Raw genomic sequence first — 23338 nt, 5'->3', positions numbered from 1 at the left:
GGCGGTGAGCGATCACATGCATAATTTATGCATATAAAGCGCATAAAAACCCTTTTTATCTATTTTTCAGAAGCTTGAATGTGATCAAAAAGTTTCATTTTATTTAACTGCCATGTTGACAATGGCATTTCCCCTCGCCAGAGTTAAATTAATGTTAAAACGGCTCCGGCGTCGTTTTTTTGTTGCACAAGGGAAAGTATAACCATTTGATATTGTAGTGTTTACCCACCACGCTCAGGCTTTGTACGCCAAACGTGGGCGATACGACGGCTCACGAGAGCATTTTCTTGGTACCCATTATTATTACCTCCCTGTCATAACGGGGCGGGCAGCGTTTGGTCTCAATTTTTTTGCCGGTTAGAGCGCCCGCGGGCGTTTCATTCCTGCTGCAACCGCGCATCGGTTGCTTAATCGCCTTAACGACGGACAGGTAACACCATGACAAAAAACCACTGCGATCGGCTGAACCCAGGTTCAGCCGAGGGGCCTCACTGTGCCCAAACCTTGCAGCGCGGGCTGAGTGCGCGCCACATTCAACTGATTTCGATCGGCGGCGCCATCGGCACCGGGCTGTTTATGGGCGCCGGGAAAACCCTCGCGCTATCGGGCACCTCCATCGTACTGACTTACGCCATCGTCGGTTTTTTCATGTTCATGGTGATGAGAGCGATGGGGGAGCTGCTGCTCACGCGGCTCGATTACCGCTCGTTCGCCGATTTTGTCTCAGAATACCTGGGGCCGCGCGCCAGCTTTTTTCTCGGCTGGTCCTACTGGCTGAGCTGGGTCGTGACCTGCATTGCCGACGTGGTGGTGTGCGGCGGCTACGTGCAATATTGGCTGCCGAACGTTTCGCCCTGGCTGCCGGCGCTGCTGACGCTGGGGTTTCTGTGTCTGTTCAACATGCTGTCGGTCAAGATGTTCGGCGAGGCCGAATTCTGGTTCGCGATGATCAAGGTGGTGGCGATCGTCGCGTTGATCGCTACCGGCGCCTGGATGGTGTTCAGCGGCTGGACTTCGCCGGACGGCGTGACCGCTTCGCTGCATAACGTCACCGATCCCGCCATTTTCATGCCGCACGGCATCTTCGGCTTTTTCGCCGGTTTCCAGATCGCCATTTTCTCCTGCACCGGCATCGAGCTGCTGGGCACGATGTCGGCGGAGACCAAAAACCCCGAGAAGGTGCTGCCGAAGGCGATCAACGCGATCCCGGCCCGCATCATCGTCTTCTACGTGTGCTCGATGCTGACCATTATCGCCGTCACCTCATGGAGCCACATCTCGCCGGACAGCAGCCCGTTCGTGATGCTGTTCGATCGGGCGGGGCTGCCGGCCGCCGCCGCAGTGATCAACTTCGTGGTGCTGACTTCGGCGATGTCCTCGGCCAACAGCGGGGTGTATTCCAGCACCCGCATGCTGTACAGCCTGTCGATGGAAAAGCATGCCCACGGTCAGTTCCGCATTCTGTCGCGCACCACGGCCATTCCGATCCGCAGCCTGCTGTTTTCCTGCTTCTGCATGGTGGCCGGCACCTTGCTGCTGGTACTGGTGCCGAACGTCATGACGCTGTTCACCATTGTCTCTACCGTGGCGGCGATCCTGGTGGTTTACAGCTGGGGCATGATTTTGGTCGCCTACCTGGTATATCGCCAGAAGCGGCCGGATCTGCACGCCGCTTCCCACTTCAAAATGCCGGGCGGGGTAGCGATGGCCTGGCTGACGCTGGCATTTTTCGCCTTTACGCTGGTGCTGATGGTGTTCGATCGCGATACGCTGATCGCGTTGTGCAGCATGCCGCTGTGGTTTACCACGCTCGGCCTGATCTGGCGCTATCGGGTCCGCGACAGCGTGGCGCGCGAGAGCTACGTGTTTTATCGGCGCGGCGCCGAGGCGGAATAACCGGCGAAGGATACGCCGCTTGCCGCCGCTCCGCTCGGCAAGCGGCGGCAACTGCGGTATGCTAAGCGGCTGAACCGCAAACCAAACCGGGCTATACGGAGACCCCCAGCGTGCCGAACTCTTCATCTCAACTCGACCTTTTGCGATCGGTCGCCGACGGCATCGCCGCGCTGTTTTTCCCGAATGCGGAAGTGGTGATCCACGATCTGGCCACCAACAAGATTGCCTATCTGGCGAACAACCTGTCGAAGCGCAAACCGGGCGATGACGCCGGGCTGGAAGACTTCGAGCTCGATGGCGGCGCCGGCGTGACCGGCCCCTATGAAAAGCTGAACTGGGACGGCAAAAAAATGCGTTCGGTGAGCATCGCCGCGCGCGACGAGCAGGGCAAGCCCAGCTATCTGCTGTGCATCAACCTGAGCACCGCGATGTTCGAGGACGCCCGCAATGCGCTGGACATGTTTTTATCGGTCACGCGATTGCAGCCGCAGCCGCAACAGCTGTTCAAAGACGACTGGCAGGAGAAGATCAACACCTTCCTGCATGACTGGCTGCGGCACGAGAACGCTGCGCTCGGCGCGCTGAGCCGCGAGCAGAAACGGCGGCTGGTCAGCGATCTCTATCATCAGGGGGCGTTCAAGGCCAAAAGCGCGGCGGATTACATCGCCAACGTGCTGTCGATGGGGCGCGCCACGGTGTACAAGCACCTGCGGGAATTGAAGCAGGAGTAAAGGCGGCGAGAAAGGCGGAAGAAAGGGGCGGCGATGGCCGCCCCTTGTCGTTACCAGCGGTAGTTGACCGAAGCGATAATGCTGCGGCCGCTGCCGTAGAAGCAGGCGTACTCGCCGCTGCACGACGAAACGTATTTCTTGTCCGTCAGGTTCTGCACGTTGAGCTGCAGCGCCGCGCCGCGCAGCGCCGACGAAGCCTGACCGAGGTCATACTTCACCATGGCGTCGTACAGCGTGTAGTGCGGCACGTCGTACTGGCCGGTGGCGTCGGCCGGCGCATCGCCGATGTAACGCACGCCGCTGCCGACGGTCAGGCCGTTGAGCGCGCCGCTCAGGAAGCTGTAGCTGCCCCAGGCGGACGCCGCGTGGCGCGGGATGCCCGCCGGGCTGTGGCCGATTTCGTCCGCCGAGTTGGAGTCTTTGGTCACTACGTCGGTGTAGGTATAGGCGGCGGTCAGCTTGATCTCCGGCGTCGGCTGAGCGTGCACTTCCGCCTCAATCCCCTTGGATTTCACCTCGCCAATCTGCTCATAGGCGGAGGTGAGACGGTTATAGGACGCCACGTTGCGCTGGGTAATGTCGAACCAGGAGAGGGTCAGCAGGGTATTGCCGCCCGGGATCTGGTACTTCACGCCCACCTCGGTCTGTTTGCCGGTGGTCGGCTTGAGCGGATCGGCGCCCGGCGCGCTCGGATACAGGTTAGGATCGAACGAGGTGCTGTAGCTGACATACGGCGAAATGCCGTTGTCGAAGGCGTAGAGCAGGCCCGCACGGCCGGTAAATTGCGCATCGTTGTAGGTCTGCTCTTTGCCGCCGGCGGTGCGATCGCGGGTGTTGACCTGCGACCAGTCCTGGCGGCCGGACAGCAGCAGGTTCCAGTTATTCCACTCCAGCTGATCCTGCAGATACACCCCGACCTGATTCAGCGTCTTCAATTCGCTGGAAACCAGCGTCAGCGCGCTGCCATCAATGCTGGGGCGAACCGGATTGGCCCAGTCGATCGGGTAATCGTTGCCGCGATCGCGATACATCTTCGAATCGCTATGGCTGTAGCGGTAATCCAGCCCGCCCAGCACGGTGTGCTTCACCTCGCCGGTATCGAACAGGCCCTTCAGCTGGTTATCCACGCCAAACTCGTTGGTCATCTGCGTTTCATGCTGCGCCCTGCGCGTCACGGTGTGGTCGTTAACGTCAGAATTTACGTTATAGACTAGATATTTATAGTCTTCATCGCGGTGAGTGAAGCGCAGGTTCTGGGTAAACGACAGCGCATCGCTGAAGTTGTGCTCGAGGCTGTAACCGATCGACGCCTGCTCGCGCCGCGATTTGTTGAAGCTGGGCTCGCTGACGTTGAAGTCATAGGGCACGTAGCCCGCGCTGGTCGGGAACAGCGTGCCGGCGCGCGGCAGGAAGTTGCGCGACCCGGCTTTCGGATCGTTCTGGTAGCTGGTCAGCAGCGTAAAGCTGGTGTCTTCGTTCGGCAGCCAGGTGAAGGCCGGCGCGATGGCCACCCGTTGCTGCTTGCTGTCTTTGACGAACTCGTGCTCGGTTCTGGCGATACCGTTCAGGCGATAGAACAGGGTGTTGTCGTCGTTGAGTTTGCCGCCGAAATCGAACGCCGTTTCCGCCAGATGGCGGTTGCCGCTGCTGAATTTGACTTCGTGAATGCTCTGGGCGGTAGGGCGTTTACTGGTCATCACCACCACGCCGCCGGGGCTGACCTGGCCGTACAGCACGCCGGCCGGGCCGTGCACCATCTCCACGCGCTCCAGCAGCCAGGGGTCGATCTGCCCGGCGCCGCCATTTTGGCTCGAGAGGCCAAAGTGCAGACCGTCGAGCAGTTTGGGCGCATAGCGGAAGCCGCGGCTGATCACTTCGTCATTGCGGTTGGAGTTGCCGCGGTAGGTGGTGATCACTCCGCTGGTGTAGTTCAGCGCGTCGGCGACCGACGCCGGCTCCTGGTCGTTCATTTGCTCGCGCGTGACCACCGAGATGGACTGCGGCGTCTTGCGCAGAGAGGCGGCGGTCTTGGTGCCGGCGGCGCTCTCTTTGGCGACGATCCCTTTGACCGGCGCGGTCACGCTGTTTTGCGCGTCGGCGGTCACCAAAATCGTTTCGTCCGCTGCCGCAGACGCGTGTTGCGCCAAGGGCAATAACGCCAGCGCCGATCCCAGCAACAGATGCCTGGCGGACATCGCCTCCGCATTCCCGTTAGCTATCCCTTTGTTTTTAATCTTCATTATCTCTCCTGCATACCTGCGTTGTGTGTTATGCCACCCTGATAAACCCCGAAATATCGGCGAGCGGTATTCACCCGTCGACGCGGAGACGCCGTATGTGCACGACGGTAAAAATCCGACAAATAGTATTGAAAATGATAATGAGTATCAATACGATTGTCAGGTTTTGTAAAAATCACTCATGTTATGTAAGGGGCGCTATGGAGTTTTTGCCGGAAAAGAGGCCAGGAAACGACCTTGAGGGATTGGCGGCGCAATGGCTGCGTGAAGAGGCGGCAGGGCAATCCGCGTGGTGGCAGAAGGTTGCCGCGCAGGGCACGCCCATCGTCGACGCGCTCGACGAACGCCACGTCAAAATGACCTGGCTATGGCGCGACCCCGCCGGCGATGAACGGCACTCGCCGATATGCCGCGTTTACGCCGATATCAACGGCATTACCGATCACCACAGCACGTCCCCCAGCAGCCTGACCAGGCTCCCCGGCACCGACGTTTGGTACGGCTCGGCCGTTATCGATCGCCGCTGGCGCGGCAGCTACAGCCTGATCCCCATTACCGAGCGAGACCTGCCCCCCGTCTTCAGCGATGACGAAACGTTACGCGACCGCCAGCAACGTGCCTGGTGGGTATCGCTGTTCCCGTTGGCGATCGCCGATCCGCTGAATCGGCTCTCGCTGGGGCCGTCTCATCGCCCGCGGCCCGTATCCCTGGCGCAAGGGCCGGATGCCGACGATCAAAGCGCCTGGCAGGCCGCCGATCGGCCGCTGGATGAGGCGCAGCTACAGCGATTTCAGTGGCGCAGCGAACGGCTGGGTAACCAGCGGCGCGTTTGGCTGTATGCCAGCGGCGACGCGGCGGTGAAAGCGAACCGCCCGCTGGTGCTGCTGCTCGACGGCCAAAACTGGATCGAAAGGCATGCGCTGCTGCCGGTGATCGAGAACGAAACCGCAAAAGGGCAGTTGCCGCCCGCGTGCTGGTTGCTGATCGATGCGATCGATGGTGAATACCGGGAAAACGAGCTGCCCTGCAACGCCGTCTTCTGGCAGGCGGTGATCGACGAACTGCTGCCGCAGGCGCAGCGCCGCGAAGCGTTCAGCGAGACTGGGGCGCGCACCGTGGTCGCCGGCCAGAGCTACGGCGGGCTGGCGGCGTTATACGCCGGTTTGCACTGGCCAGAGCGCTTCGGCCACGTGCTGAGCCAGTCCGGCTCCTTCTGGTGGCCTACGGTGCAATTTGTGACCCAGTTCGAAAAACGCCACGAACTGGAGGAAGGCTGGCTGATACGCCAGGTTCGGCAGCGCAACGCGGCGGCACCCAAGCTCACCGTGATCCAACAGGCCGGCGATCGGGAGGCGGACATCGAATTCGTCAATCGCCAGATGCACCAGGCGCTGACGGCGGCCGGGCACCGCGCCGACTACCGCGTGTATTCCGGCGGACATGACGCGCTCTGCTGGCGCGGCGGCCTGGTGGACGGCGTGCGCCGGCTGCTTTCCGCAATGAAGTAATCCCACATTTTGACAGACAGGTAATGAAAATGACTCAGGAACAACAAAACCCGTTCGATGACGAAAGCCTCCGTTTCTCCGTGCTGGTCAACGCGCAGCAGCAGTATTCGCTGTGGCCGCAGTTTGCCGATACGCCGCAGGGGTGGCGCGTGCTGATGGGGCCGGCGTCGCGCGGCGAGTGCATCGACTACATCGAAACGCACTGGCAGGACATGCGGCCGGCGGCGCTGAAAGCGGCGGATGCGGCGCGTTAAGCGCCTGGCAGTCAATCGATATATTCCGTTTGAGGGAAAGGACAGACACCATGTCAGAAACGCTTTCTTTACCGGATACTCAGGTCGAGTATCGGGATTATCCGCTGGTTGCTGCGCAACCGGGGATCTGGATCGCCGACCAAATCGCGCTGCGCCGCAACAGCTTCGCCGTGGCGCACTACACCGAACTGCACGGCGCTATCGATCGTTCGGCGCTGGAGCGCGCGATCCGTCAGGGGCTGGCCGAAGCGGATACGGTTCAGGCGCGATTCTTTGAGGCGCAGGACGGCCAGCCGGTGCAGCGTTTACCGCTGATAGCCGATCCCGCACGCGTGCAGGCGCCGGAGTGGTTCGATTTCAGCGCGCGGCCGGACGCCGAGCAGGCGGCGCTGGCGCTGATGAACGACGATCTGGCGCAGGATCTGCCGGCGGACGGCGAACGGCCGCTCTATCGCCATGCGGTGATCCGCGTCAGCGCCGATCGCTGGTTCTGGTACCAGCGCTTTCATCATCTGACCCTGGACGGCTTCAGCTTCGAGGCCATCACCCGCCGGATCGCCGATATCTATCGCGCGCTGCGTCACGGGCTGTCGCCGGCGGCATCGCCGTTTACCCCGTTCGGCAAGGTGGTGGAAGAGTTTGAGCAATGGCAAACGTCGCCGGCGCGCCGGCGGGCGGCCGAGTTCTGGCAACAGCATCTGCGCGATTTGCCGTCGCCGCTGTCGTTATCGACGGAGAGTCGGGAGGTTGAACCGGGCGCCCGGCCGCTCAAACAGGCGCTGGTGCTGCCGGAATCGCTGTTTGACGAAGCGCTGCGCGATGGCGCGCTGCAGTCGCTGCAACCGGCCGATATCGTCACGGCGGCGCTGGCGATGTATCTGGCACGCATGAGCGGCGAAACCCGTTTTTCACTCGGTTTTCCTTTCATGCGCCGTATGGGCTCCCAGGCGCTGGCGGCGGTCGGCCCGGTGGTTAACGTGCTGCCGCTGCTGCTGAATGTGACGCCGGAGATGTCGCTGGCGGACGTCTGCCAGGCGACCGTGGCGCAAATCAAACAGGCGCGCCGCCATCAACGCTATGAAGCGGAGCAGATCAAACGCGATCTCGGCCTGGTCGGCGGCCATCAGGAACTGTACGGCCCGGTGATCAACGTCAAGGTCTACCACAGCGCCTTGTCTTTCGACGGGCAGGCGGCCGTTACCCATACGCTGGCGATGGGGCCGGTCGCCGATCTCGAGTTTGAGATCGGCTTTCGCAACGGCGTGCTGACGCTGTCGTTGGTGGCCAACCCGGCCAAATACTCGCCGCGCACCTTGCATCACCACGCGGAGCGCATCGGCCATTGGCTGCAGCAACTGGCGCGGCAGCCGCACCAGCCGAACGGTCAACTGGCGTTGATCGGCGAAGGGGAGTTAAAACAGCTCGCGGCCTGGGGGCGCGGCGCGCATCTGACGCCGCCGGCGGGCATGGTGTCAATCATGGACGCTTTCCAGCGCCAGGTTGAGCGGCAGCCCGAGGCGCTGGCGGTGGCCTGCGGCGATGTGCGCCTCAGCTACCGTCAGCTCTCCGAACGGGTGATGCAGCTGGGGCGAGTGCTGATCGAAAGCGGCATCGGCGCGGAAGACGTTGTCGCCATCGGCATTCCGCGCTCGGTGGACACGCTGGTCGCGCTGTTCGGCGTGTTGGCCAGCGGCGCGGCCTATATGCCGCTCGATCTGGATTACCCGCGTGAACGCCTGGCGCTGATGTGCGACGACGCGCGGCCGGCGATGTTGCTGACCCACCGCGCTACGCAGGCCAATATGCCGGATCTGCCACAGGTATTGTGCCTGGACGACGCAGCGTGCCTGGCGCGCTGCGCGGCCGCCGAAGCTGCGCCGATAACGGATGCCGAACGGCGTGCGCCGCTGAACGAGGCGCATCTGGCCTATATGATTTACACCTCCGGTTCGACCGGCAAACCCAAAGGCGTGATGTCCACGCACCGCGGGCTGCTGAACCTGTTCCTGTCGCATCAGGCCTCGCTGTTTGGCCCGGCGATCGAAAAATTCCAGGCTCGCTATGGGCGCCGCCTGCGCGCCGGCCATACCGCTTCGTTCTCTTTCGACTCCTCCTGGGAACCGCTGTTCTGCATGATGATGGGCAGCGAACTGGTCATCTTCGATGAGGAGCTGCGCCGCGATCCCTGGGCGCTGCTCGAACAAACCCAACAGACGCCGATCGATCTGCTGGACATCACGCCGTCATTCTTCTCGCAACTGGTGGACTGCGGCCTGCTGAAGGGGCAGTTCCCGCTGCCGGCGTTCGTGATGATCGGCGGCGAGGCGGCAACGCCGACGCTGTGGAACCTGATGCAGCAGCATCCGGAGGTGGAGATCCACAACTATTACGGCCCGTCCGAATACACCGTCGATACCCTCGGCGCGCCGGTCATGGCCGCCGAACAGCCGGTGATTGGCCGTCCCCTCGCCAATACCGAAGTCTGGCTGCTCGACGGCCGCCTGCAGCCGGTGCCGATCGGCGCGGCGGGCGAGCTGTACATTTCCGGCAAAGGCATCGCGCGCGGGTACCTGCGGCGCCCGGATCTGACGGCGGCGCGCTTTGTCGCCAATCCGTTCGCCGAAGGCGAGGTGATGTACCGCAGCGGCGATCTGATGCGCTGGAGCGCGGAGGGCCAGCTGGTGTTCATTGGCCGGACCGATCACCAAATCAAGGTGCGCGGCTTCCGCGTCGAGCTGGGTGAGGTGGAAAGCGCCTTGGCCGCCTTGCCGGACGTGGGGCGGGCGGTAGCGATCGCCGAGCCGATCGGTGCCACCTATCGCCTGATCGGCTATTGCTCGGTGCAGGATGACGCGCGCCGTGCCTCACCCTCGCTGCAAAGCGAACTGCTGGGGCAGCTGGCGCAGCGTCTGCCGGATTATATGGTGCCGGCGATCCTGGTGGTGATGCCGGAGCTGCCGCTTAACGTGAATGGCAAGATTGACCGCCAGGCGCTGCCCAAACCGCAGGAGACGCTGGCGCAAAGCATTCGCGAGCCGGCCACCGAGCAGGAAAGGCTGATTTGCGGCGCCATGGCGCAGCTGCTGGGGATGGATCGCATCGGCGCCGACGACGATTTCTTCGCGCTCGGCGGCGACAGCATCTCGGCGATGGGGCTGGGCACCGCCCTGCGGCGCAAAGGGTATCTGCTGCGGCCGCGCGAGATCTTCGCGCTGCACACCCCCGCGCGCATGGCGCAGGCGATGCAGCCGCTGGCCGTAGACTCTCAGGCTGCACGCAGCGTGCAACAAGGCCCGATCGACGGGCTGCCGATCCTGCACTGGTTTGCCGAGACGGGCGATATGCATCGTCGCTTCGCGCACGGGGTTTTTCTGCGCGTGCCTGCTGAGCTGCAGCCGGAACAGCTGCGTTATGCACTGGAGCAGTTGCGTGCGGCGCACCCGGCGCTGGGCGCGTGGATCCGCGAGGGGCAGTTGGTGGTTGAAACCGCCGCCGGCGGTGAACTGATGCAGGTTCATAACGTATCCGGTGAGCTGGAGTTAGCGGCGGAACAGGCGTTTGATGCCGCACTTGACCATCTCGAACCGGCTGCAGGCACCATGATGCAAGGCATCCTGTTGCAGCGCGACGGGCAGAGCCTGGGGCTGGTGCTGGCGATCCATCACCTGGTAGTCGACGGCGTTTCCTGGCGCATCCTGCTCGACGAGCTGCGGCAGGTGGCCGACAGCGCCATGCAGGGGCAGCGGATCACATTGCCGCCGGAAGAAACCTCGCTCTATGAGTGGTCTGCACGCCTACGAGCCGACGCTGAACGCCGGGAAGCCGAGCTGCCGTTCTGGCGGCGGATGCTGGCGGACGGCGCACCGCGTTTGGGGCGACGCGCGCTGGATCCGCTTAGCGATCGCACTGGCGACGTATCGGAAAAACGCACGCTGCTCGACAGCCGGCTGACCGCCGCGCTGCTCGGCACATTGCCGCAGGGATACCGCGCGCAGGTTGAAGAGATCATGCTGTGCGCGCTGGCTCAGGCCTGCCGCCGCCGTTTCCAGGCCGCTTCGCTGCGTTTCTCTCTGGAGTCGCACGGCCGCGCCGAACTGGACGACGGACTCGATCTGGCCCGCACCGTCGGCTGGCTGACGGCGGAGTATCCGCTGCACATTGAACTGCATGACGCTGAGCACAATGAGGCCGTGCGTGCGGTGAAACGGGCGACGCGAGCGGTGGCCGATCGCGGCGTCGGTTATGGCCAGCTACGTTATCTGCATCCGCAGCGTGACGAACTGGCGGCGCTGGCGCAGCGCAATGCACCGGAGATCTTATTCAACTACCTCGGGCGTTTCAGCCAGGATGAGGGGCACTGGACGCCGCAACGCAGCCAAACCCGCTTCCGCGACGCCTTCGCCGTGGCGCAGGATGCGCAGCAGGCGCTGCCGTATGGCCTGGAGGTGAATATCTTTGTCGAAGAGCGGCGCGACGGCGCCTGCCTGGCGATCAACTGGAGCTGGCTGGAGGCGATTTTCAGCGAGAGCGACATTGCGCAGCTGCACAGCGGCATAGAGCAAGCGGTGCGTTCACTGTGCGAGTTTGCCGAGCGTCATCCCGAACGCGCGGCGGCAACGTTGGTGGCGGCCGAGATCGCCCAGCCGAACGTTGACGATGAGACGGTGCGCGCCTGGGAGCAAGAGTGCGGGCCGTTGGCCGCGGCGCTGCCGCTGTTGCCGTTGCAACATGGCCTGCTGTTCCATGCGCAGACGGCGCAGCAGGGCGGCAGCTATAACTCGCTGACGCGCCTGAGCCTCTGCGGCGAGCTGGACGAACATCAACTCCAGCAAGCGCTGAATGCGGTGATCCGCCGCCATCCGCAGCTGGCCGCCCGGTTCAACCGCGAGGGCGAACCGCTGCAGCTGATACCGCAGGAAAGCCATTGGCCGCTGGACAGCCGTAAGCTGCCGCCGCTGTCCGAAGAGCAAGAAGCGCAGGCGCTGCATGAACTGGAACAGGAAGAGCTGCAGCGCGATCTGTTTAACCAGCCGGGCGCGATGCTGCATGCGCTGCGGATCAAACACGGCGATAGCGAACGCTACACGCTGTTCCTTAACGCACACCATCTGATTGTCGACGGCTGGTCGACGCCGGTGGTGCTCAACGATCTGATGCTGGCCCTGCGTGAAGGCGAGCAGGCGTTGCCGCCGCTGCGCTCGAACTACGCCGATATCGTGCGCCGCCTGACCGCGCGGGATGCCGACGCCTCGCGCCGCCTCTGGCGTGAGACGCTGCAGGATGTGCGCCCGACGTTGTTGTTCGGTGAATCGCATAACGATCGCGTGCATGAGCTGGAAATGACGCTGCCGCCGGCCGAGGAAAGGCGCTTGCTGACCCTGTGCCGCGAACGCGGGCTGACGCTCAATACCCTGATGCAGGGCATCTGGGCGCTGCAGCTGGCCAGCTGTTGCGGCCAGCAGGACGTGGTGTTCGGCTCGCCGGTTTCCGGCCGCTTTGGCCAGATAGAAGGGATTGAGGAACACGTTGGCCTGTTCAGCAACACGCTGCCGGTGCGGGTTCGTCTGCAGCATGACCGTTCGTTGACGGATCAATTGACCGAACTGCAGCATCGGCAGATTGAACTGCTGGAGCACGACGATTTGGGCTTGGGGGAGATCCAGCATCTGGCCGGGGCGGGCACGCTGTTCGACACGCTGTTGGTGGTGGAAAACTACCCGGACAACGACGCCTTGCTTGGCGGCGCAGGTTCCTTGCGCTGCGATGCCATCCGTAACAAAGGCTATACCCACTATCCGCTGACGCTGCTGGTGCTGCCGGGCGAGCGCCTGCGTCTGCTGATGGAGTACCGCGATTCGGTGCCGCAGCCTGAACGCTTCGCCGCACGGCTGATGGCGCTGCTGCAACAATGGATAGCGCAGCCGGATCTGCCGCTGCCGCGCTGGCAATTGCAAACGCCGCAGGAGCAGGCGCTGGTCGCGGCGGTCAACCGCACCGGGCAGGCGGTGGCGGACACCACCTTGCATCAGGCGATCGCCGATCAAGCGCGGCGCACGCCGGAACGCATCGCGCTGCAGGACGCCGGGCACAGTCTCAGCTACCGTGACATGCAGCGCCAGGCCGCGCTGTTGGCCGAACGGCTGACGGCGGCCGGCATTCAGCCGGGCGATATCGTCGCGGTGGCGTTGCCGCGTTCCGTGCGCCTCAGCCTGGCGCTGACGGCGATTGTGCAGACCGGCGCCGCCTGGCTGCCGCTGGATACCGGCTATCCGGACGAGCGGCTGGCCTACATGGTGGAGGACGCCAAACCACGGCTGATTATCACCGAGAGCACCTTGGATGCCCGCTTCGCCGCGCTGGCGCCGACGCTGCGGTTCGATGCGCTGGATGACAGCGGGCGTGTGCCTGCGCCGTGCCCACCGGCGGGGAACGGCGATTATCCCGCCTACGTGCTGTATACCTCCGGTTCGACCGGGCGGCCGAAAGGAGTGGTGGTGAATCACCGGGCGATCGTCAACCGTCTGTTCTGGATGCAGCATGAGTATGCGCTTGATGCGCAGGACGTGGTCCTGCAGAAAACGCCGTGCAGCTTCGACGTTTCCGTTTGGGAGTTCTTCTGGCCGCTGATGGTCGGCGCGCGTCTGGTGATGGCGCCGCCGGAGGCGCACCGCGATCCGCAGGCGCTGACGACCTTGATCGACGACTATGGCGTGACCACGCTGCATTTCGTTCCGTCGATGTTGGCTATCTGGGTTGAGGCGCTGAACGAACGGGCGCCGCAGCGCGCCGCCGCCAGCCTGAAACGCGTGTTCTGCAGCGGCGAGGCGTTGTCGTGTGAACTGGCTTCCCGCTATCAGGCATTGGTTGCCGCGCCGCTGCATAACCTGTATGGCCCGACGGAGGCGGCGGTTGATGTTACCTATCAACCGGCGTCCGGCGAGGCATTGGCGGCGGTGAGCGGCGCCGGCGTGCCGATCGGCAAACCGGTCTGGAACACCCAACTGAGCATTCTCGACGCCATGCTGCGGCCGGTGCCCGTCGGCTGCGCCGGCGATCTCTACCTGCGCGGCATTCAGCTGGCCGACGGCTATCTGCATCGGCCGGGATTAACGGCGCAGCGGTTTGTCGCCGATCCCGCCGGCAACGGCGCTCGCATGTATCGCACCGGCGATATCGCCCGCTGGCTGGAGGACGGCAGCGTCGAGTATTTGGGCCGCAGCGACGATCAGCTGAAGATCCGCGGCCAGCGCATCGAGCTGGGTGAAATCGAGCAGGCGCTGCTGGCGCAGCCGGGGGTAGCGCAAGCGGCGGTGCACGCCATCGAACTGGGCGAGGGCGCGACGGGACTGGGCGGCGCCGATATGCGGCAGTTGGTCGCCTGGCTGATCGCCCAACCGGGCGTGACGCTGGATACCGCCGTACTGCATCAGGCGCTGGAGGCGCGTTTGCCGGCGCATATGATGCCGGTCAGCTATGTCATGACCGACAGCTTCCCGCTCAGCGCCAGCGGCAAACTGGATCGCAAGGCGTTGCCGCGGCCGCAGCTGAACCCGCAGAGCGGCCGCGCGCCGCACAGCGACAGCGAGCGCCTGCTGGCGGCACTGTTCGGGGAACTGCTGGGCCGTGAAAACGTGTACGCCGACGACGACTTCTTCGCACTGGGCGGCCACTCGCTGCTGGCGATGCGTCTGGCGTCGGAATTGCGGCGGCGCGTCCCTCGGCCATTGAGCGTCGGGCAAATCATGTTCGCCCGCAGCCTGGAGAAGATGGCGCATCTGCTTGATGACGCGCAGGCCGCCAACTCGGCCGAAAGCCGCGGCGTCGGCGAATGCCTGCAGCTGCGGGCCGGCCAAGGCCCGGCGCTGTTCTGTCTGCACCCGGCTTCCGGTTTCGCCTGGCAGTACTCGGGGCTGAGCCGGTATCTGCCGGGGAGTTACCCGATCATCGGCCTGCAGTCGCCAAGGCCGGATGGTGCCATCGCCACCTGCGAAGACATTGAGCAGATGGTCGATCGTCATCTCGCCACTCTGCGCCGCCTGCAGCCGCAGGGGCCTTACTACCTGCTGGGCTATTCGCTCGGCGGCACGCTGGCGCATTCGATGGCCGCGCGTCTGCAGCAGCAGGGGGAGGAGGTGGCGTTCCTCGGCATGCTGGATACCTATCCGCCGGAAGGCCAGGACTGGACCGGCCCCACCGAGGAGGAGGCGCAGAAGGAGGTGGCGCAGGAGCAGGCCGAGTTTATGGCGGAAGATCATGGCGATCCGGCGCTGATGGCGGAGAAGGCGGCGATGTTTGACAGTATTGTCGCCAACTACCGCGATGCGGTGCGCCTTCTTTCTCAGGCGCGCAGTCAGCGTTTCCACGGCACGGCGACGCTGTTCGTCGCCGACCGGACGCTGCCGCCAGAGATGGATATCAACGCCATGTGGGCGCCGTATCTGGATGGGCTGATCTGCCATCACCAAGGCTGCGAGCACGCAGACATCCTGTCGCCGGCCTCGCTGGAGACGCTAGGGCCGCTATTGCATTCACTGCTGACGCGGCAATACGGGTTGGTATAACGCAACCGGGCCGGGGCGTGCGCCACGGCCCGTACTAAAACATGATATGCAGGACACTATGGCCAGACCTTCTTTTTTTCTTGATTTCAGTTTGCTGAGAAGCAATGCGCATTTTCGCGCGATTTTCTGCGCCCGCATGCTGTCGGTGTTTTCACTCGGCATGCTGGCGGTGGGGGTGCCGATTCAGATCCAGGCGATGACCGGCTCCACGTTGCAGGTGGGCGTGGCGGTAGCGCTGGACGGGGTGGGCATGTTTATCGGCCTGATGCTGGGCGGGGTACTCGCCGATCGCTACGATCGCCGCAAGCTGATCCTGTTCGCGCGCGGCACCTGTGGGCTGGGTTTTGTCGCCCTGAGTCTGAACGCCTTCGCCCCGGCGCCTTCGCTGTGGGCGCTCTACCTGCTGGCAGCCTGGGACGGCTTCTTCGGCGCGCTGGGCATGACGGCGCTGATGGCGGTGATCCCGCTGCTGGTCGGGCGTGAAAACCTGGCGGCGGCGGGGGCCTTGAGCATGGTGACGGTGCGCATCGGCGCGATCCTGGCGCCGGCGCTGGGCGGGATTATCATCGTGTTCGGCGGCGTCGGTCTCGCTTTCGCCGTCGCGGCGGCCGGGACGCTGGGCACCCTTGTGCCGCTGGTGCGCTTGCCGACGCTGCTGCCGCAGCAGCAGGAGCCGGAACACCCGCTGCGCGCGCTCGGCAGCGGTTTCCAGTTTGTCTGGCGCAATAAGGTGGTGGGTTCGGTGGTATTGCTGGGGATGTTGATGAGCATCGTCGGCGCCGTCAGGGTGCTGTTCCCGGCGCTGGCGCAGGACGCTTACCACGTCGGGGCCTCCTCAATTGGCCTGATGTACTCCGCAGTGCCGCTCGGTGCGATGCTGGGCGCGCTGACCAGCGGTTGGGTGGGGCGTTTCTCTCGCCCTGGCGTGCTGATCCTGGCCGCCGCTATCGTCGCGTTCACCGCCATCGCATCGCTGGGGCTGTTCAGCCATCTGGCGCCGGCGCTGTTGGCGCTGGTGTGCTACGGCTATGCCAATGCCATCGCCTCACTTCTGCAGTTCATGCTGATCCAGAGCAACACGCCGGACCATCTGCTGGGGCGGGTGAACAGCCTCGGCACCGCACAGGACGTGACCGGCGATTCGATCGGCGCGCTGGGGCTCGGCGTTCTGGGCAGGGTGTTCACCCCGTTGATGAGCGTGCTGTCGTTCGGTGCGTTCGCCGCCTTGTTGGGCGTGCTGGTGGCCTGCAGCGTGCGCACGCTGCGCCAGTGCCGGCCGGCAGACGCGTTGGTCGAGCACGATGAACCCGCTCCGGCAACCTCAGCGGCGGCGGACAACTAGCCCCTTATGGCACCGGCGGTTCCGGCCGGTGCTGTTCCCCCCAGTGGCACATCATGTCGATCACCGGGATCAGCGAACGCCCGCGCTCGGACAGGCTGTACTCCACCTTGGGCGGGATCTGCGGATACTCCTTTCTCACCACTAGCCGATCTTTTTCCAGCTCTTTCAGCGTCGAACTGAGCGTCTTGTACGAAATGGTGCCGATACAGCGCTGCAGTTCGTTGAAGCGCAATACCGGCTTATACAGCGCCAGCCAGTAGAGAATAATCATTTTGTATTTGCCGTTGATCACCGACAGCGTATAGCCATAGCCGGTGTCTTCGAGGCTGATGCCCGTTGGGCTGCAGCGGGATTCGGCGGTCATTTACACTTTCTCCAGGGTAAGTATGTGTCGTGAGTGTGCGTATTTTACATTCTGTCAGCATACCCTAAGATGCGTCGAAACACCTGACTGGAGAACTCAGTATGAAAACCTTGGTGGTCGTGACCCATCCCGATATGGCGAACTCGGTGGTCAACAAACGTTGGCTGGAGGAACTGCGCCGCTATCCGGCGCTGTATACCGTGCACGAACTGCATCAGGCCTATCCGGACTGGCAGATCGACGTCGCCAAAGAACAGCAGTTGATTGAAGCGCATGACAACATCGTGTTGCAGTTCCCGATTTACTGGTTCAGCAGCCCACCGCTGCTGAAAAAATGGCTGGACGACGTGCTCACCTACGGCTGGGCCTACGGTTCCCGCAGCGGCTATAAGATGCAGAACAAGAAACTGGCGCTGGCGGTCACGGCGGGCGTGCGCGCAGAAGATTACGCGCGTGAAGGGCGCTATCGCTACTCGCTGGAGGAAATCTTCCGGCCGTTTGAAGTCACCGCCGGTTACGTGCGGGCCGACTATGCTTCGTTCTTTGCCTTTTACGGCAAGGAAGCCGCTTCGGACGGGGCGGCAGAGCAGGTTCAGCAGCACGAGCTGGACAGCAGCGCGCAGGGCTATCGGGCATTTCTCGCCGGCCTGAATTAACGACACGCCCCGGATGCGCCTGATAGTGCTGTTGCGAATGTCCGGGGAGGAATATGATTACCGTCTCCTATGATTAGCCGGTGATAACCCCATGCCTTCGGCCGAAACGTTTATTGCTTTTCTTGTTGCACTCACCCTCCTGGAACTGTCTCCCGGACCGGACATGATGCTCACGCTGGCCCGGGGTATCGGCCAAGGCCGCCGTATCGCGCTGCTCAATGTTTTCGGCATGGTTTTTGTCGCCGGCATGGTGCAGGTTTCCATGCTGGTGCTCGGTCTCGCCACCTTGCTGCATACTTATCCGCTGGCGTTGGACGTATTGCGTTGGGTTGGGGCCGCCTATCTGGTCTGGCTGGGGATAAAAATGCTGAAAGTAAGCCGGCAGCGTTCCGATGCCGTGCTGAAACCCCGGATGATGACCGGGTGGCAGGCGGTGAAAGAAGGGGCAATTAACAGCCTGACCAATCCTAAGTCGCTGCTGTTCATGTTTGCTTTTCTGCCGCAGTTTGTTAACCCAGAAAACGGGCCGGTTTGGTTGCAATTGCTCGTTTTAGGTTCCATTCAGAAGCTGGCCGGGATCCTTTCACTGGGCTCTGTCGCGATGGCCTCCGGCACCGTGGGGCAATGGCTCGCCCGCAATCCCCGTTTGTTGGTCTGGCAGCAGAGATTTACGGGCGTGGTCATGATGGGATTGGGCGCCAAACTCCTCCTTGGGGGCGGCGCTGTGTCAGCGCCGCGATAAGGGGAGCGGCTCGCGCTATTTCAGGTGAATGCTAAAGCCGTCTTGCCCCGGCGCCAGATGGGCTTTCAGCGTCAACTGCGGGATCAGGTAGTCACCGGCGTTTTGCCGCCGAAACGGAATCGGCTCGGTGCGCCACAGGTTATCGAGCCGCTGTCCGAGCTGCTCGCACAGTTCGGCAAAGCGCGTCTCGTCGGTCTTACCGGCGCGGTAGGTGACGAACGGCGGCAGCACCTCGAAGCCTGGGTAATGCAGCATGCCGTGCTGAATAGGGAACAGAATATCGTCGATCGGCCCGTTGATGCCGCGCGGGGCGTAATGGGATCCCCACCCGCCGGCGCTGACGATCAGCATCGCCCGTTTGCCCGCCAACATACCCTCGCCGTAACGGTCGCCCCAATGGGTATCGGAATGTTCACCGACGCCGTAGGCAAAACCATAGGCATAGACGCGATCGACCCAGCCTTTCAGGATCGCCGGCATCGAGAACCACCACAGCGGGAACTGCAGCAGCACCGCGTCCGCCCAACGCAGCTTTTGCTGCTCCCGTTCAATATCGGCGCTTTGCACGCCGTTGGCGAATGCGCGCCGGGAATCCAGCGAAGGATCGAAACGGGGCCCTGATGCGCCTTCCTGGCTGTCATCGGCGTCGATCGCCGCTTTCCACTTCATGGCGTACAGGTCTGACACCTGGACCTGATGGCCGGCCTGCGCCAGGCGCTCAACGGCGAAGTTTTTCAGTGAACCGGTCAGCGACAGTGGCTCTGGGTGGGCGTAAACAATCAATACATTCATAACAACACTCCTTGGGGTGAGAGCTGCAGGTTAGGGCGTCACAAGGTATATTAGAAATGAATTACTATTATCCCAGGTATAACCATGAATAATTTAAGGCGGCTGGATCTCAATCTGCTGGTGACGCTCGACGCACTGCTGGCGGAGAACAACGTCACGCGCGCGGCGCAGCGGCTCAATTTCTCTCAGCCGGCGGTCAGCGTGCATCTCGCCAAACTGCGGGCGATCTTTGACGATCCACTGCTGCTGCCCGGCCCGCGCGGCATGCGTCCGACCGCCAGAGCGGAACAGCTGCGGGAACCGCTGAGTCAGGCGCTGGCGGCGCTTGAGTTGGCGGTGGCGCCGGCCACGCCGTTCGATCCCGCCGTAGCGACCGATACCTGGCGAGTGGCTGCCTTCGACTATGGCGAATCCACCATCGTGCTGCCGGCGCTGAACGGTTTGCGCTCGGCGGCGCCCGGCACCCGGCTGGCGGTGCTGGAAACCGCGCCGGCACGCATCGCCAAACTGGCGGAACAGGGAGAGATCGATCTGGCGTTTCACACCCGCGAAGGGGCGCCGCCCGGTCTGCGTCAGCGTACGCTGTTCAGTGAACGCTATGTGCTGGTGGGCAGAGTCGGTCACCCTAAGCTGCATGAAAACCTGACGCTGGCGCAATTTTGCGAATTGGAGCAGGTGATGGTCTCGCCGGACGGCGGCGGTTTCTACGGCATCACCGACCAGGCGCTGGCGGACGTGGGGCTGACGCGGCGCGTGGTGCTTTCCGTGCCGCATTTTCTCTTTGTGATCTCGGTACTGACGCAGTCCGATTTGGTGGCGATGTTGCCGGAGCGGCTGGCGCGCAACCACCCTTTATTGCAGCAACTCAAGCCGCCGTTGGCGGTGCCGGGTTTTGAAATGACTATGCTGTGGCACGAACGATCGCATCGGGATCCCGCTCACCAGTGGCTGCGCGAACATATCGTGCGTTCAGTGTGAGCGGAAACAGCGCGGGAAATTACATGAACAGGAAGCGGTCGGCCAGCGGAACGCCACGCTCAAGGCGCGGTGGCAACGCGTCGTCACGATCGTCAGGCTGGACAGCCTGTGGTGCGGTGTCTTCGGCTTTTTCGATCATCAGCTCGCCGAGCAGGGCCAGAAAACGAGTGATCTTTTGCATATTCCCTCCGGGGCAATGATTAACCTGAGGATGATAGTAATCGCCGCCTAACCGAATGGGAAAAACTTAAAACTCATATCCTAAGAACCGGATCGCATATCGCCTGACCGGGCGACGGTTATCCATCGCCCGGTGAATAGCTTAGAAGGTGACGTTAACCTTGGCCCACAGGGTGCGGCCCGGTTCATTCACCGCGCTGTTGGCCGAATAGCCGAAGGCACTGTTGCCCGCCAGGTTGAGGTGCTCGCTGTAGGTCTTGTTCAGGATGTTATCCAGACCGGCGCTCAGCTTGACGTTTTTATTCACCTTGTAGGCGGCGTTGGCGGAGAGCACGCCGAAGCCGGCGCTTTCGGCAAAGTCTTTGCCCACCACGTTGCCTTCGTTGATCGCCACGCGGTTTTGGCTGCTGACCAGACGCCACAGGCCGGTGCCGCTCCAGTCGCCGTACTCGTAGGTCAGCCCCAGGCGCGCTTCCAGCGGCGGGATCTGCGGCAGCGGGCGGCCGTCGCGGGTGTTTTTACCCCAGGAGTAGGCCAGGCTGGCGTCGGTTTTCCAGTGTTCGCTCAGCTGGTAGCCCATGCCCATTTCGCCGCCCATGATGTTGGCGTTGACGTTGTCGGCCTGGCTGAGGCGCGCGTTGTGCGGATCGTATTTGAACAGGATGAAATCATCGACGCGGCCCAGGTAAGCGGAGACCCAACCGTTGAAGCGCTTGCCGTTATACTGCGCGCCGATATCAAGCTGCGTGGTTTTCTCGCTCTTGACGCTGGAGAACGGATCCTTGCTGCCGTTCGGGCCGAGCTTCGGCGAGAACAGCTCCCAGTAATCCGGGAAACGCTCGGTATAACCGACGCCGGCATACAGCATCAGCGGCAGCTCGGCCAGCGTGTGCTCAAGGCGCATAAAGCCGCTCGGCAGGGTGTCTGAACGCTCCGCATCGCCGCCGTTGCGGAAGTTTTCCACCAGGGTGCGATCGAGACGCGCGCCGCCGATCAGTTTATCCTGTTCGCTGGTGGACCAGGTCAGTTCGCTGAAGGCGCCGTAGCTGTTGAACTGGGCGTCTTTTTCCCAACTGCCGCGGCTCATGCTGCGGTGGGTGTTGGTTTGGGTGTCCAGGCCGCTTTCCAGCTTCACGTCCTGCCACTGCCAGGTGCCCATCACGCGGCCGCCGACGGTGCGGCGATCGAGCTGCATCGTCATGCCGGAGGACATCATATGCCCGCCATGGCCGCCCATGCTCATGCCGCCATGGCCGCCGTGCCCACCCATGCCGCCGCTGCCCGGCGAGCGCAGGGTGACGTTGTCCATCACGTGGTTGGCGTAGTTGTAGTAGACCTGCGCTTCCAGCTTATCCAGCACCTCGCCGATGTTGGATTTTTCCACCCGCATGCCCAGGCTTTCGCGCTTGAACTGCGAACCGTCCATGCTGCGGCCGGCATAGCGCGCTTCGCCGTTGCCGCGGCCCATGGTCACTTCCAGCAGCGTATCGTTGTCCGGCGTCCAGCCGAGCGCCAGATCGCCGTTCCATTTGTCCCAGCGCGACGGCACGCGCGTATGGGTGCCGTCCTGATAATCGTTGGCGCGGGATTTGTTGGCCATCACCCGCAAGTAACCTTGCTCAGCGCCGAGGCTGGCGTCGATATTCTCGTCCCAGCGGCCATTGGAGCCGGTCAGCACGCTGGCGCTGCCCTTGATGCCCGGCTTGTCGAAGCGCGGGCGTTCACGTTCGAAACGCACGGTACCCGCCGACGATCCCGGCCCCCACAGCACCGTCTGCGGCCCTTTGGTGATGGTCAGCAGATCGAAACTTTCCGGCGAGATGTAAGAGGTGGGCGCGTCCATTCTCGATGGGCAGGCGCCCAGCATTTCCGAACCGTCGGTGAGGATCTTCAACCGCGAACCGAACATGCCGCGGAACACCGGATCGCCGTTGGTGCCGCCGTTACGGATCTGAGAAAAGCCGGGAATGGTTTTCAGATAGTCCGAACCGTCACTGGCGGGCACCGGCTGGCGCGGAGTTTTCGGTGACGTCACGATGGTCAGCGGAGAGTAGAGTGGTGCGGTGACGGTGATCACGTCGCCATCATTAACCTGTGTGTCGGTAGGGTGCTGATGCGCCTGCGCCGCGTGGCCGGCCAGCAGGAACAGCGGCATGGCGGTGGTAATGGCGCGGGTGGCGGCGTTCTTTTTATAAGCGGGTTTAAACATCATCTTTCCTTAAGCTAACTTTTTCCGTTCTTGGCCGAGGGATTATTCAGGCGCGGGGAGGCCTGGCGAAAATCACCATCGGTAAATACGGGGGTTAATTCCCTGAACGTGGAAATAACCGGGCTAATAATGTCGTCTCGATGATTAACCATTGGGCGAATTAATTCCGCCGGGTTGAAGCGATCAACGGCAATACAGAGAACGGCAATGGGCTTATTGTTAAATCAGAGGAAAGAGACGGGCGGCGCGCGCGGCTGTAATTCGGTATGGACGACGTGGGCAAACAGGGGAACGAGATAATGAGTCGGCGGCGGGCGTGAAGCCAGAGATTGAGACCAGAACAGCGGGGCGTGGCTCACGTCCAGCAGCGGCGCATGCAACAACAGCACACAGTAGCCGCAGGCGCTGTCGTCCATCATCATCGCCATGTTGTGGTGGCCGCCGCCGTGCTGCATCAGCGGCGGCGCGGCTTTTTCAGGTTCAGGCGGCGGCGAGTGCATCTCGTGATGTATCGGCATATCCATGCCGCAATCCGCCATGACGGTCGTTCCAGCACTTCCGGCGCGCGCATGCTCCAGGGATCGCGAGACCACCGGCGCAATGAACAACATCAGAATGGCAAACATCCCTAACCAGGCGGCGGCCCGATTTCGCGATGCATGGGGCTGAATTAACGACACAATCAACCTAAAAAAAGGGTTAACACAGGGGAGGGAATTGTACTGGTTTATGTCGAAATGTTAAAACCTTTTATTTCTGGTCAACGGCCTGTTGATGAATATATTATCGGACAAGCGCTTAAAATAAATACAAGCTAAGGAGGAATAATGGAATACACTTCAATTTGCCCGAAGAAATTATTGAGAAAACTTATTTGGCAATGAT

Annotated in this window: 15 protein-coding genes; 9 read left to right on the top strand and 6 right to left on the bottom strand. The window is 62.5% G+C overall.

Annotation, left to right across the window (positions count from 1 at the left end):
- Positions 1–438: 438 nt before the first annotated feature.
- Positions 439–1896 carry an amino acid permease gene (locus tag ACJ8IJ_RS00265; RefSeq protein ID WP_442518150.1) on the top strand — a complete coding sequence of 486 codons (1458 nt, stop codon included), beginning with the start codon at positions 439–441 and terminating at the stop codon, positions 1894–1896.
- Positions 1897–2006: 110 nt separating this feature from the next.
- Positions 2007–2627 (top strand): helix-turn-helix transcriptional regulator, encoded by a 621-nt coding sequence (locus ACJ8IJ_RS00260; protein ID WP_442518149.1) that lies wholly within the window; start codon positions 2007–2009, stop codon positions 2625–2627.
- Positions 2628–2677: 50 nt separating this feature from the next.
- Here the strand turns inward: ACJ8IJ_RS00260 and ACJ8IJ_RS00255 are convergent, their stop codons facing one another.
- Positions 2678–4867, bottom strand: coding sequence for a TonB-dependent siderophore receptor (locus tag ACJ8IJ_RS00255; protein ID WP_442518148.1), 2190 nt, complete (start codon positions 4865–4867; stop codon positions 2678–2680).
- A gap of 200 nt (positions 4868–5067) precedes the next feature.
- Between ACJ8IJ_RS00255 and fes the strand changes: the two genes are divergently transcribed.
- Genes fes through entS form a run of 4 tightly spaced genes read left to right on the top strand, consistent with a single transcriptional unit; the run spans position 5068 to position 16532 of the window.
- Positions 5068–6375 carry an enterochelin esterase gene (gene fes / locus ACJ8IJ_RS00250; protein WP_442518147.1) on the top strand — a complete coding sequence of 436 codons (1308 nt, stop codon included), beginning with the start codon at positions 5068–5070 and terminating at the stop codon, positions 6373–6375.
- 29 nt (positions 6376–6404) lie between these two features.
- Positions 6405–6629: an MbtH family protein gene (locus ACJ8IJ_RS00245; RefSeq protein ID WP_004937955.1), complete on the top strand. Its 225-nt coding sequence runs from the start codon at positions 6405–6407 to the stop codon at positions 6627–6629.
- A 50-nt stretch (positions 6630–6679) separates the two neighbouring features.
- Positions 6680–15190 (top strand): amino acid adenylation domain-containing protein, encoded by an 8511-nt coding sequence (locus ACJ8IJ_RS00240; RefSeq protein ID WP_442518146.1) that lies wholly within the window; start codon positions 6680–6682, stop codon positions 15188–15190.
- A 58-nt stretch (positions 15191–15248) separates the two neighbouring features.
- Positions 15249–16532 carry an enterobactin transporter EntS gene (entS, locus tag ACJ8IJ_RS00235; RefSeq protein WP_442522405.1) on the top strand — a complete coding sequence of 428 codons (1284 nt, stop codon included), beginning with the start codon at positions 15249–15251 and terminating at the stop codon, positions 16530–16532.
- Between the two features lie 4 nt (positions 16533–16536).
- On the opposite strand, the gene ACJ8IJ_RS00230 is transcribed toward entS, so the two are convergent.
- Positions 16537–16896 carry a winged helix-turn-helix transcriptional regulator gene (locus ACJ8IJ_RS00230; protein WP_004937947.1) on the bottom strand — a complete coding sequence of 120 codons (360 nt, stop codon included), beginning with the start codon at positions 16894–16896 and terminating at the stop codon, positions 16537–16539.
- A 101-nt stretch (positions 16897–16997) separates the two neighbouring features.
- Between ACJ8IJ_RS00230 and ACJ8IJ_RS00225 the strand changes: the two genes are divergently transcribed.
- Both ACJ8IJ_RS00225 and ACJ8IJ_RS00220 read left to right on the top strand, forming a co-directional pair.
- Positions 16998–17552, top strand: coding sequence for an NAD(P)H-dependent oxidoreductase (locus ACJ8IJ_RS00225; protein WP_131164679.1), 555 nt, complete (start codon positions 16998–17000; stop codon positions 17550–17552).
- A 91-nt stretch (positions 17553–17643) separates the two neighbouring features.
- The gene (locus tag ACJ8IJ_RS00220) at positions 17644–18294 is read left to right on the top strand and encodes a LysE family translocator (protein WP_075201139.1); all 651 of its coding nucleotides are present in this window, start codon (positions 17644–17646) and stop codon (positions 18292–18294) included.
- Positions 18295–18309: 15 nt separating this feature from the next.
- Here ACJ8IJ_RS00220 and ACJ8IJ_RS00215 read toward each other — a convergent pair whose 3' ends face one another.
- Complete coding sequence (locus ACJ8IJ_RS00215) at positions 18310–19086, bottom strand: NAD(P)H-dependent oxidoreductase (protein WP_049188906.1); 777 nt, start codon at positions 19084–19086, stop codon at positions 18310–18312.
- 84 nt (positions 19087–19170) lie between these two features.
- Here ACJ8IJ_RS00215 and ACJ8IJ_RS00210 point away from each other — a divergent pair, with 84 nt between their 5' ends.
- On the top strand, positions 19171–20064 hold the full coding sequence (locus ACJ8IJ_RS00210) for a LysR family transcriptional regulator (RefSeq protein ID WP_442518144.1): 894 nt from the start codon (positions 19171–19173) through the stop codon (positions 20062–20064).
- Positions 20065–20083: 19 nt separating this feature from the next.
- On the opposite strand, the gene ACJ8IJ_RS00205 is transcribed toward ACJ8IJ_RS00210, so the two are convergent.
- The 3 genes from ACJ8IJ_RS00205 to ACJ8IJ_RS00195 all read right to left on the bottom strand — a co-directional run bounded on the left by ACJ8IJ_RS00205 (position 20084) and on the right by ACJ8IJ_RS00195 (position 23079).
- Positions 20084–20245 (bottom strand): hypothetical protein, encoded by a 162-nt coding sequence (locus ACJ8IJ_RS00205; RefSeq protein WP_442518143.1) that lies wholly within the window; start codon positions 20243–20245, stop codon positions 20084–20086.
- 141 nt (positions 20246–20386) lie between these two features.
- Positions 20387–22453: a TonB-dependent copper receptor gene (locus tag ACJ8IJ_RS00200; protein ID WP_442518142.1), complete on the bottom strand. Its 2067-nt coding sequence runs from the start codon at positions 22451–22453 to the stop codon at positions 20387–20389.
- A gap of 224 nt (positions 22454–22677) precedes the next feature.
- Entirely contained in the window at positions 22678–23079 is a 402-nt protein-coding gene (locus ACJ8IJ_RS00195; RefSeq protein WP_442518141.1) for a DUF2946 domain-containing protein, read from the bottom strand.
- Positions 23080–23338 lie beyond the last annotated feature (259 nt).

The organism is Serratia sp. CY40230 (assembly GCF_052168835.1).
GTDB lineage: Bacteria > Pseudomonadota > Gammaproteobacteria > Enterobacterales > Enterobacteriaceae > Serratia > Serratia nematodiphila.
Note: the sequence above shows the minus strand (reverse complement) of the source record. Positions and strands in the feature narration are given on the sequence as shown.